Here is an 11,869-nt window from a genome sequence, read left to right on the forward strand (position 1 = left end):
GCGACCTGATGACAACACTGGGCGCAAGGCTGGTCCTATGCGGATGGATCGGTCATCAAGATGGCATCGCTCAGGAGGTCTTCCATGCCCTATCTCATCCTCATGCTTGCCGTCTTGGCGGAAACCATCGGGACCACGGCCCTTCAGGCCAGCCAGCAATTCAGCCGCCCTCTGCCCTCGGCCATCGTGGTCGTGGCGTATGGCGCGGCCTTCTACCTTCTGGCCATAGCGCTCAAGACGTTTCCGGTCGGGGTCGCCTACGCGATGTGGTCGGGTATGGGGATCGTGTTCATCTCGATCATCGGCTTTGCCATCTTCGGACAACGTCTCGACCTTGCGGCGATTATCGGCATCGCGCTGATTATGGCGGGCATTCTGGTCATCAACCTGCTTTCCGGCACCGCCACACATTAAAAAAACGCGCACCCGAGGGAGGGTGCGCGTTTCTGTGCCTTACGACAGATCCGTCGGATCAGAAGCGGAAGTTGGCCCGCAGCGACAGGGTATCGGCGTCGATGTCCAGTCCGGTGTCATCGAAATCGTCGAACTGGTGGTAGAGGTATTCCGCACCAACGCTGACATTGTCAGTGACGAGATATTCCGCACCAAGACCGGCAACCCAACCGGTATCGTCGAAATTGTCCGTGTTCAGCTGTGCGGCACCGAGAACACCGTACACCAGCGTGCGGTTCAGGTCGTAACCGGCGCGCATCTTGAGGCGAAGAACGTCATCCACGTCTTCCGCACCGAGGTTCAGGCTGTCACCGGTCTGGTAATCAAGCTCACCACCCAGCACAAACTGGCCGAAATCGTAATCGTAGCCGCCGTGGACGCCGTAGATCATTTCGCTGTCGTCGTTGTCGTCATCTTCGACCCAGGCCTGGCCCAGGCTCAGACCGCCGTAAGCACCGGTCCAATCGCCACCCAACTGCATGGGGGCCACGGCCACCGGCTCGACGACCATCGGCTCGACAGGTGCGGGATCGGCGCTGCCTGCGTAGGATGCAGTCGCCGCGGTCATTGCCACTGCACTGCTCAGAAGAATGCGTTTCATGAGATTTCCTTTCTCTCGGTTTGCCTCATTCGCGACGACATGCAGAAGGTCCGCCTGCCGCGCTGTTGTCTCAACGTCGGAACTCATGACCGCGTTTCAAGTGGGACCCCAGAAGATTTTTCGACACCCTCGGTTTCAGGCCAAAGGCCGCTTAAAAACCTCGTGGCATCAGTGCTTTATTGCCGGTTTCCAGTCACGCTGACGTGATGGGTCGGTGGTGCCTATGTGGCAACACTCTGACTGTCGGGCTTTTTTGCTGGCGTTCCCGGACTTGGGCTTGTAACCCCCGCGCAACTCTTCCCTGTACGAGACAAAGACCCATGGACCTTCGCAATATTGCGATCATCGCGCACGTTGACCACGGCAAGACGACGCTGGTGGACGAGCTTCTCAAGCAATCCGGTGCGTTCCGCGCCAATCAGGCCGTGGCCGAACGCGCCATGGACAGCAACGACCTCGAACGCGAGCGTGGCATCACCATTCTGGCCAAGGCAACGTCGGTCGAATGGAAAGGCACCCGTATCAACATCGTCGATACCCCCGGTCACGCCGATTTCGGCGGCGAGGTGGAGCGGATCCTGTCGATGGTCGATGGCGTTGTCCTGCTGGTGGACGCCGCCGAAGGTCCGATGCCGCAGACCAAGTTCGTGACCTCCAAGGCGCTGGCGCTTGGCCTGCGTCCGATCGTGGTGCTGAACAAGGTCGACAAGCCCGACGCCGAACCCGACCGCGCGCTGGACGAGTGTTTCGACCTTTTCGCAAACCTCGACGCCAACGAGGACCAGCTCGATTTCCCGCATATGTACGCCTCTGGCCGCTCCGGCTGGGCTGACACGACGCTCGAAGGGCCGCGCAAGAACCTGGACGCGCTCTTCAAGCTGATCGTCAACCACGTGCCTGCCCCCAAGCAGATCAAGCACCAGAACGAAGATTTCCGGATGCTGGCGACCACCCTGGGCTCTGACCCCTTCGTGGGCCGCATCCTGACCGGGCGCGTCGAAACCGGCCGCCTCAAGGTCGGTGCAACCGTGCAGGCCTTGAGCCGCGTCGGACAGAAGATCGAACAGTTCCGCGTGACGAAAATCCAGGCATTCCGGGGACTTGGACCGCAGGATATCGACGAGGCCCTGGCCGGAGACATCGTCAGCATCGCGGGCATGTCCAAGGCGACCGTGGCCGATACGATCTGCGCGCTGGCCGTCGATGAACCGCTCGAGGCACAGCCCATCGACCCGCCCACGATCACCGTCACCTTCGGCATCAACGACAGCCCGCTGGCGGGCCGCGATGGCAAGAAGGTACAATCCCGCGTGATCCGCGACCGCCTGATGAAGGAAGCGGAATCCAACGTCGCGATCAAGATCAAGGACACCCCCGGTGGCGAAGCCTTCGAGGTCTCGGGTCGCGGCGAATTGCAGATGGGCGTTCTCATCGAGAACATGCGCCGCGAAGGGTTCGAACTGTCGATCTCGCGCCCGCAGGTCATCATGAAGGAAGACGAGAACCGCAAACTGCTGGAGCCCGTCGAAGAAGCCACGATCGACGTCGATGACGATTATTCCGGCGCCGTGATCGAAAAGCTGACCGGCGCGCGCAAGGGTGAGTTGGTCGAGATGAAACCGGCAGGGGCTGGCAAGACCCGCATCATCGCGCATGTGCCGTCCCGTGGCCTGATCGGCTATCATGGCGAATTCCTCACCGACACGCGCGGCACCGGTGTTCTGAACCGTGTCTTCCACGGCTGGACGCCGCATAAAGGCGCCATTCCGGGCCGCCGTGCCGGTGTGCTGATCTCGATGGAGAATGGGACGTCGGTGGCCTATGCACTCTGGAACCTCGAAGAGCGGGGCAAGATGTTCATCGGCGCGCAGGAAGCGGTCTATACCGGCATGATCATCGGCGAACACAGCCGTGAGAACGATCTCGAAGTGAATCCGCTCAAGGGCAAGAAGCTCACCAACGTGCGCGCATCAGGCACGGATGATGCGGTGCGGCTGACCACACCGGTCACGCTGTCGCTGGAAGAGGCCATTGCTTACATCAACGATGATGAACTGGTCGAAGTGACGCCGAACGCGATCCGTCTGCGCAAGCGCTACCTTGATCCGCATGAGCGCAAGCGGATGTCCAAATCGGTGTAAGCGGTTTCGAAACCACTTTCGGAAGGGCTTTGGAAAGCCCTTCCGCGCCGATCATTCCGTCGTTTCGACGATCATCAACTCACGTTCGGATGCGCCACGCGCGTGGTCCAGCGCGCGCTGGTATTCCGGGCTGTTGTAGCACGCCTCGGCATCTTCGACCGACGGGAACCGGGCGACAACGTTGCGCGCGCGCTCCTGTCCTTCGAGTTGGACGTAGCGACCGCCGCGGGCGATGAAGTGCCCGCCATGCTGCGCAATCGCGGGGCCTGCCAGTTCGGCGTATTTCGCGTAATCTTCGGGGTCGGTCACCGTGACGTGGGCGATCCAAAGTGCAGGCATGGTTTATCCTCCCAAAACGGCTTCGGCGGCCTTGATCGCGGCCTCGGCGTTTTCAGCCGATGCGCCTCCGCCTTGCGCCATGTCCGGACGACCCCCGCCGCCCTTGCCGCCTAATTCTGGCACGGCGGCTTTGACCAGATCAACGGCGGAAATGCTGTCGGTCAGATCTGACGTGACCCCGGCCGCCACCGCCGCCTTGCCGCCGGTATCCGCGATCAGAAGCACGGCCCCCGATCCGATGCGTGCCTTGTGCTCGTCGATGAGAGGCGGCAGGTCCTTGCCCGAAACGCCCGATAGCACCTGCGCCATGAACTTGACGCCGTTCACCTCGCGGGCTTCCGCTCCGCCACCCTGGCCCGCGCCGCCGGCCATCGCCAACTCGCGACGCAGTTGCGCCACTTCGTTCGCCAACGCCTTGCGTTCGTCGAGCAGCGCCTTGACCCGCGCGGGCACATCCGTGGCTTGCGATTTCAACTCCAGCGCCACCTCGGCCAAACGGTGATCCTGCTCCGACAGGTAGCGGAACGCATCCGCCCCGGTCAGCGCCTCGATCCGGCGCACACCCGCGCTCGACGCGGAATCGCCCAGCGTCACAAACACGCCGATATCACCCGTGCGCCGCACATGGGTGCCGCCGCACAGTTCCAGCGAATAGGTGTTGCCATTGGTGCCTTTGCCGGACCCGGATTGTTCCCCCATGGAGACCACGCGCACCTCGTCGCCGTATTTTTCGCCGAACAGCGCCTGTGCCCCGATGGCGCGCGCGTCGTCGGGCGTCATGATCCGCGTCTCTACGGCTGCGTTCTGGCGAATGTACTCGTTCACTTCCGCCTCGACCTGGCGCAACTGGTCCAGCGTCAGCGCCTTGCCGTGGCTGAAATCGAATCGCAAACGATCCGGCGCATTGAGCGACCCGCGCTGTGCGACATGATCACCAAGAGCCCGGCGCAACGCCTCGTGCAGCAAGTGCGTGGCCGAATGGTTCGCGCGGATCGCGGTGCGCCGCTTGTGGTCGACCTCGAGCTGAACCGCCTCGCCCTTCTTGAAGGTTCCGCTTTTGACCGTGACGTGATGCGCGAAGATCTTGCCGGCGCCCATCCGCTGGGTGTCGGTGACTTCGGCCTGATCGTCCTCGTCCTCAAGACGGCGCAGCCAGCCGGTATCACCGACCTGACCGCCCGCCTCGCCGTAGAACGGGGTCTGGTTCAGCACGATCCAGCCACTGTCGCCCTCGGCCAGCGTATCCACCACCGTCCCGTCCTTCACCAGGGCGAGCATCTGACCTTCGGCCTTCTCGGTGTCATAGCCAAGGAAATCCGTGGCCCCATGCGTTTCGGCCAGGTCGAACCAGATTGCCAGGTCCGCGGATTCGCCGGTGCCCGACCAAGCGGCGCGCGCCTTGGCCTTCTGTTCGGCCATTGCGCTGTCGAACCCGTCGACATCCACCTGCCGCCCGCGTTCGCGCAGCGCGTCCTGCGTCAGGTCGAGCGGGAACCCGTATGTGTCGTACAGCTTGAACGCGGTCTCGCCCGGGAACGACGCGCTCTCGGGCAGATGCGCGAGTTCCTCGTCCAGCAATTTCAGACCGCGGTCCAGCGTCTGCTTGAAGCGCGTCTCTTCGTTCCGCAGTGTCTCTTCGATCAACGCCTGCGCGCGCCCCAGTTCGGGGTATGCCGCCCCCATCTGCCGCACCAAGGCCGGAACCAAACGGTGCATCACCGGGTCCTGCGAGCCCAGCAAATGCGCATGACGCATGGCGCGGCGCATGATGCGGCGCAGCACGTAGCCGCGCCCATCGTTGCTGGGCATCACGCCGTCCGCGATCAGGAACGAGGTCGAGCGCAGGTGATCCGCGATCACGCGGTGATGCGTCTTGCCGGGACCATCGGGATCGGACGAGGTCACATCCGCCGAGGCCTCGATCAGCGCGCGCATCGTGTCGGTGTCGTAATTGTCATTGCTGCCCTGCAACAGCGCGCCGATCCGTTCGAGCCCCATGCCGGTGTCGATCGATTGCATGTCGAGCGCTTTCATCGAGCCGTCTTCAAATTGTTCGTTCTGCATGAAAACGATGTTCCAGATCTCGATGAAGCGATCACCATCCTCGTCGGGGCTGCCCGGAGGACCGCCCCAGATGTGATCGCCGTGATCGTAAAAAATTTCGGTGCAGGGGCCGCAGGGGCCGGTCGGACCCATTTGCCAGAAATTGTCCGAAGTGGCGATGCGGATGATGCGGCTTTCCGGCACGCCCACCTTTTTCCAGATCTCGAACGCCTCGTCATCGGTATGGTAAATGGTGACGTACAACCGATCCGCCGGGATGCCGAAATGCTTGGTGATCAGCTCCCACGCGAAGGGGATCGCCTCTTCCTTGAAATAGTCGCCAAAGCTGAAATTCCCCAGCATCTCGAAGAACGTATGGTGCCGCGCGGTGTAGCCCACATTGTCGAGATCGTTGTGCTTGCCGCCTGCGCGCACGCATTTCTGTGCCGTCGTCGCGCGCTTGTAGTCGCGATGTTCGACCCCGGTAAACAGGTTTTTGAACTGCACCATGCCCGAATTGGCGAACATGAGGGTCGGATCGTTGCGCGGCACGAGCGGGCTGGAGGCCACAACCTCGTGACCCTGTTTTTCAAAATAGCTCAGAAAGGTGGAGCGGATATCGTTCAGCGTGGGCATGTGTGACCTGACCTGAGAGGAATTGGTGAGGGGGCTTTTCCGGTTCGGCCTGAAATAGCTTGTGCCAGAGGGGCTGTCCACAGCAGAGCGACCGCTGAAACGGAAACAGGGTGGCGCATCCGCCACCCTGTTCCAGGTATTCTCGAACCCATGTCTGGATCCGGGGCGTTTCTGCAGTCGCCGTCTGCGTTTCGTCAGGATTCGACGATGTTGTCTTCCACATCGTCATCCGAGGCTGACATATCGAAATCCAGACCATGTGCCGCGCGGATCTTGTCCTCGATCTCGAGCGCCATGGCGGTGTTTTCCTTGAGGAACGTTTTGGCGTTTTCACGCCCCTGCCCGATGCGTTCGTCGCCGTAGGAATACCACGCGCCCGACTTCTCGACCACGCCCGCCTTCACGCCGAGGTCGATCAGTTCCCCGGTTTTCGAGATGCCTTCGCCATACATGATGTCGAATTCCACCTGCTTGAAGGGTGGTGCCACCTTGTTCTTGACCACCTTCACGCGGGTTGCGTTGCCGACCACCTCGTCGCGATCCTTGATCGCACCGATGCGCCGGATATCAAGGCGCACCGAGCTGTAGAATTTCAATGCGTTGCCGCCGGTCGTGGTTTCGGGGCTGCCGAACATCACGCCGATCTTCATGCGGATCTGGTTGATGAAGATCACCATACAGTTCGACCGCGAGATCGAGCTTGTGAGCTTGCGCATCGCCTGGCTCATGAGGCGGGCATGAACACCGACGCTGCTGTCGCCCATATCGCCTTCAAGCTCGGATTTCGGCGTCAGGGCCGCGACCGAGTCGACGACCACGAGGCTCACCGCGCCAGAGCGCACGAGCGTGTCGACGATTTCGAGCGCCTGTTCACCGGTGTCGGGCTGCGAGATCAGCAGCTCGTCAAGATCGACACCCAGCTTCTTGGCGTATTGCGGATCGAGCGCGTGTTCCGCGTCGACGAACGCGCAAACGCCGCCCTTTTTCTGCTCCTCGGCCACCGAATGCAGCGTGAGCGTCGTCTTGCCCGAGCTTTCCGGCCCGTAGATTTCGATGATGCGGCCCTTGGGCAAGCCGCCGATGCCAAGCGCGATGTCGAGACCCAGCGAACCGGTCGACGTCGCCTCGATGTCGCGCATGGTGTTTTCGCCACCAAGCTTCATGATCGAGCCTTTGCCGAACTGGCGTTCAATCTGTGCCAGCGCCGAATCCAGGGCTTTTTGTTTGTTCGCGTCGCGCTTGCTGTCCATTGTCAGAAGATCTGCCGTTGCCATTGCTTTTGATCCTTATTCCACACCCTATGCCGGGCGGCAATTGCTGCTTTCGTTCACCTCTTGTTCTCAAGGGTTATGAGATCAAAACGCGAACATTTCAACTTTTATTTTCAAACCCACTGTTGCGCGCTTTGGTTAAGGAGTGGTTTATAAGCGCGCTGAGTAGCGCGGAGCGATGGGCATGCTGGTATTCTGGAATGAACGGTTGGTCGTCTTGTCCGTGCCCAAGACCGGGACGCACGCCTACACCCAAGCACTTGGCCCGCGCGCGTCGATGGTGGTGACCGATCCGCCAGAGCTGAAACACGCGCCGGTCTATCGATACAACCGGTTTTTCCGTCCGATGTTCGAAAAAATAGGGGCGCCGAACATGGAACTGATCGCGGTCATCCGTGAACCGCTCAGCTGGTTGGGCAGCTGGTATCGGTATCGACAGCGCCCGGCGCTCGATGGTCGTCCCACCTCGACAAAGGGGATGAGTTTCGATGCGTTTCTGTCCGCTTGCTGCGAAGATGATCCGCCTGCCTTCGCGAATGTCGGCTCTCAGGCCAAGTTTGTCGAAGCCCGCCCCAACGGCACTGCCGTGGCGCAGTTCTTCCGGTACGAGGATCAGGCTGGATTTCAGGATTTTCTTCGTATGCGTTTGGGCGATCTGCCGGAAATCCCCATCATAAATGTGTCGCCTGCTTTATCTCTGTCCGTCTCGTCCGATGTCGAAGCGCAGGTGCGTCGCGTGCGTGCGGCCGAGTTCGCTTTGTGGGAGTCGATTCCCGTGCGCGGAGAATAGAAAGCTTTACGTTCCGGTAGCGGGCCGCGGCAGGTCAGCGGAGGTGACCAATTGCTGGTTCACGATTGACGTCAGATCGGTCAGCGAAAACGGTTTCGCAAGAAACGTCGACGATTCTATCCGCGCGCCTTGCGATTTAAACACATCCTCGGCATAGCCGGACATGAACACGACCGGCACATCCGGCCGCTCGGCGCGCGCTTTCCTGACCCAGCTTGGCCCGTCGAGGCCCGGCATGACGACATCCGTGACGAAGACATCCACTTTCAATTCCGGGTCCTTCAAAAGGTCCAGCGCGTCTTCCGCGCTGCTGGCTTCGATCACCTTCAATCCCCGATGCGCCAGCGCGCGGGATGCGAAAGCGCGAACCGGCGCTTCGTCTTCGACCAACAAAACGACGCCCTCTCCGAAATGGGTCGCCTTCGCCTTGACCGCTTCGATGGGTGTCGGAGGCATCGTCGCTGGTTCGTCGCAGACCGGGAACATGAGCGTGAATACGCTGCCCTTGCCTTGAGTGCTGTCGACGAAGATGAACCCTCCGGTCTGTTTGACGATGCCGTAAACGGTGGACAGGCCCAGACCGGTGCCTTCGCCGGTGCGTTTGGTCGTGTAGAACGGCTCGAAAATCTTTTCGAGTTTGTCTTGTGGGATACCCGTGCCCTCATCCTCGACCCGGACGACCACATATGATCCGGCGGGCACCTTGGCGCGCCCGTGTTTCATGGATTTCTCCAAGACGCGTTCGTCGGTTTCGATCCGGATGGTGCCACCACCCGACATCGCGTCCCGCGCGTTCACAACGAGGTTCATGATCACCTGTTCAAGCTGCCGCTTGTCGGCGCGGATCGACGGCAATACGGGGTTCTGACGCAGATCGAGCACGACCTTTTCGCCCACCAGCCGGTTGAGCAGATGCGTGAGGTCCGACAGGATATCCCGCAGGTCCAGTCGCTCGGGGCGGAGAGTTTGCTTGCGCGAAAACGCGAGGAGCTGACCAACCAGGCCCGCCGCGCGATTTGCGTTCTGATGGATTTGAATCAGGTCCCCGTATTCCGGGTCGCCCTGGTCGTGTCGCAGAAGCAAAAGATCGCAATGCCCTGAAATCGCAGTTAAAAGATTGTTGAAATCATGCGCGACACCACCTGCCAGCTGGCCGATGGCCTGCATCTTCTGGCTTTGGACAAATTGCGCTTCGAGGCTTTTCAGTTCGGTCGCATCATTGAGGATGGCGACCAGCATGACCTCGCCCTCCTCGACCACGCGGGTGAGCGTGACCTGGACGAAGGTTTCCTGCTCTGGTCGCGTGAGGCGGAGGAATTCGGATCGGCCCAAACCCTTGCCCGCGGCGGCATCGGCAAGCCAGTCGGGGATCGATCTGCCAAGCCCCTCCATCAAATCCGACACGCTCTGCCCATCTTTGCGATTGGCAAGCAGCAGATCACGGGCGCAGCGATTTGCCCTGGCGACCACCCCCTTCGGCGTCAGCTTGAGAAGCGGCACGGGCAGCGCTTCGAATCCCGTGTCATCGGCCGGTTGCGTCACCGTGGGTTCGCGAGGGACGAGCACGACCTCTTCTCGGCCCAGCCCAGCCTCGTGAACGTTGACCGTATAGTCGCGAGGCCCATCGCCGTCCGAGCGGATCTGATGCACCTCGCCGGGCCGCAGGGGTGAATCCGCAATCAGGTCCTCGATACTGCGGATGCGGCCCCCGGCAATGGACCGCGCCGCGTCGTTCATCCAGAGCACAGTGCCACCCCGACCGACGGTCAGCGCCGGATATTGCACTTTGCCGCCGGGCGATTGACCTTCCCGGTTTTCGAACAGTTCAAGCCGCCACAAAAGCGCCGAAGACCCGGCCTGATGCGCGGAGATTCGGAGATGCTTGTCGGGAAGGACCAGCTTTTCGGACGCGATTCCGTCTTTCAGCGCGGCAGATTGCACCCGATGGATGAGACCCGACGCATCCGCGACATGTCCGCCGACGATGTTGCGTATGGTCTGGCCGGACGTCGCGCCGAGGGTCTTCAAGGCCGCGCGATTGGCGGACAGAACGGCCCCTTCGAGGTCCGTCAGGACGCATGCAGAAACATCATGTTCGACGAGCAACGCCAGGTTTTTGAGAGCTTTTTTCCGGCTCCGCCCTTGCACGAGATGAACCAGAACCGTAGCGACGAAAACGACGGCAAAGGCGACCGCACCGGCACTGAATCCTGCCTTGAGCGAAGCATGCGGCGCGGCGATGGCGAGGCCCGCACTGACCAGTGCGAAGACCAAAAGCAAGGACCTTGCCGAATAGAGGCGTTGCGCAGCGGGGGCGGTACGGTCGAAATAGGTCATCAAACAACCCTTGGGATTTCAGCTCTCCGCTATCTGACCGCATGAGACTTAAGCTGGGCTTAACGCGAAACTCCTTTAAGTTGTATTTTACCTATCGCCTCTCGTCAAGATGGCGGCAAAGAAGCCGTCCCCGCCCTCCGAGAGGTCAAATCGCCGCTGTTCGGTGCACCTCCACTCGGGATGACGTTTCAGAAAAGCATCAATTTGATCTTCATTCTCGCGCTTGAGAACGGAGCAGGTGGCATAAGCGAGCGTGTCATCAGGTCCGATAAGGTCAACCACCTCGTCCAAAATGGTGCTTTGAACCTTTGTCAGGTCCGTCAACTGCTCTGGCGTCAGGCGCCATTTGCCCTCGGGGGCGCGCCGCCACGATCCGCTCCCGGAACAGGGCACGTCACAGAGCACGAGATCATAGGGGCCCTTCGGGTTGGCAATTAGCGTCACCTCGGCTCCGGCACGGGTTGCGCGGGTGGGCAGGTCGGACATGCGGCGCGGATCGGCGTCATGCGCATCGACCGGCCCTCGCAACTTGGCCGCCATGGCGAGGGTCTTGCCGCCGCCGCCTGCGCAATAATCGAGAACGCGCATCCCCGGTGACAGCGGCAGAAGATCGACAACGGCCTGGCTGGCCACGTCCTGCAACTCGACCAGACCACTTTGAAAGGCAGTGGATTGTGTGATGCGACGGGCGCCGTCCCGAACTTCGAGGGTGGTGTCGGACAAAGGATGCGGTGCTGTCTCGATGCCGTCGTCCAGCAAGGCGGCCTGTGCTTCTGGTCGGGTTGTTTTCAGCCCGTTGACGCGAAGAAAGACCGAGGCGCGGTGCCGCAGCGCTTCAGCCGTTGCGTCAATTGTGTCCGGCAAGTCTTCGTTTACTATATCAAACAACCAGTCCGGAAGATCGCAGGCCTCGGCGCCTTCGGGGTCGCGCCCTGCGGTTTTCTCGGCGTCGGAAAGGGGCGGCATTGCGTAGCCTTCCCCTGTGAACACCGTCTCCGGCGCGATACCCTCTTGCATCAGACGACCGAGCACGCGCGCGCGTCCGCTTTCGCCTCCGCCCAAGGCGGCCGTGCTTCGCCAGCAGCGCAGAATGTCGAACACATGGTCACGGATGGCCGCGCGGTCTTTGGACCCGGCGAAGCGCGACCGACGCGCCCAGTTGGTGAGCGCCTTTTCGGCGGGGTCTCCGGCAGAAATCCGGTCAAGGATCTGGGCGGCGGCGGCCCAGCGTGCGGCGGGTGTCATAACGACCTGCCCG

Annotated in this window: 9 protein-coding genes; 3 read left to right on the forward strand and 6 right to left on the reverse strand. The window is 61.3% G+C overall.

What is annotated here, in order from left to right; genetic code table 11:
* Positions 1 to 84: 84 nt before the first annotated feature.
* Positions 85 to 414: an SMR family transporter gene (locus Q1B16_RS13645; RefSeq protein WP_299789592.1), complete on the forward strand. Its 330-nt coding sequence runs from the start codon at positions 85 to 87 to the stop codon at positions 412 to 414.
* 58 nt (positions 415 to 472) lie between these two features.
* Here the strand turns inward: Q1B16_RS13645 and Q1B16_RS13650 are convergent, their stop codons facing one another.
* A complete protein-coding gene (locus Q1B16_RS13650; RefSeq protein WP_299789595.1) occupies positions 473 to 1,054 on the reverse strand; it encodes an outer membrane beta-barrel protein in 582 nt (193 codons plus the stop codon).
* A 320-nt stretch (positions 1,055 to 1,374) separates the two neighbouring features.
* Between Q1B16_RS13650 and typA the strand changes: the two genes are divergently transcribed.
* Positions 1,375 to 3,195, forward strand: coding sequence for a translational GTPase TypA (gene typA / locus Q1B16_RS13655; RefSeq protein ID WP_299789598.1), 1,821 nt, complete (start codon positions 1,375 to 1,377; stop codon positions 3,193 to 3,195).
* Positions 3,196 to 3,246: 51 nt separating this feature from the next.
* Here the strand turns inward: typA and Q1B16_RS13660 are convergent, their stop codons facing one another.
* The 3 genes from Q1B16_RS13660 to recA form a co-directional block, all read right to left on the reverse strand.
* Positions 3,247 to 3,534, reverse strand: coding sequence for a DUF1330 domain-containing protein (locus Q1B16_RS13660; protein WP_299789601.1), 288 nt, complete (start codon positions 3,532 to 3,534; stop codon positions 3,247 to 3,249).
* 3 nt (positions 3,535 to 3,537) lie between these two features.
* A complete protein-coding gene (gene alaS, locus Q1B16_RS13665) occupies positions 3,538 to 6,213 on the reverse strand; it encodes an alanine--tRNA ligase (protein WP_299789604.1) in 2,676 nt (891 codons plus the stop codon).
* 194 nt (positions 6,214 to 6,407) lie between these two features.
* On the reverse strand, positions 6,408 to 7,487 hold the full coding sequence (gene recA / locus Q1B16_RS13670; RefSeq protein ID WP_299789607.1) for a recombinase RecA: 1,080 nt from the start codon (positions 7,485 to 7,487) through the stop codon (positions 6,408 to 6,410).
* A 181-nt stretch (positions 7,488 to 7,668) separates the two neighbouring features.
* Here recA and Q1B16_RS13675 point away from each other — a divergent pair, with 181 nt between their 5' ends.
* The gene (locus Q1B16_RS13675) at positions 7,669 to 8,274 is read left to right on the forward strand and encodes a gamma-glutamyl kinase (protein ID WP_299789610.1); all 606 of its coding nucleotides are present in this window, start codon (positions 7,669 to 7,671) and stop codon (positions 8,272 to 8,274) included.
* 6 nt (positions 8,275 to 8,280) lie between these two features.
* Here the strand turns inward: Q1B16_RS13675 and Q1B16_RS13680 are convergent, their stop codons facing one another.
* Entirely contained in the window at positions 8,281 to 10,611 is a 2,331-nt protein-coding gene (locus Q1B16_RS13680) for an ATP-binding protein (protein WP_299789613.1), read from the reverse strand.
* Between the two features lie 87 nt (positions 10,612 to 10,698).
* Positions 10,699 to 11,856 (reverse strand): RsmB/NOP family class I SAM-dependent RNA methyltransferase, encoded by a 1,158-nt coding sequence (locus Q1B16_RS13685; RefSeq protein ID WP_299789616.1) that lies wholly within the window; start codon positions 11,854 to 11,856, stop codon positions 10,699 to 10,701.
* Between the last annotated feature and the right edge of the window lie 13 nt (positions 11,857 to 11,869).

The sequence above is a fragment of the uncultured Marivita sp. genome (assembly GCF_947488135.1).
Lineage (GTDB): Bacteria > Pseudomonadota > Alphaproteobacteria > Rhodobacterales > Rhodobacteraceae > Marivita.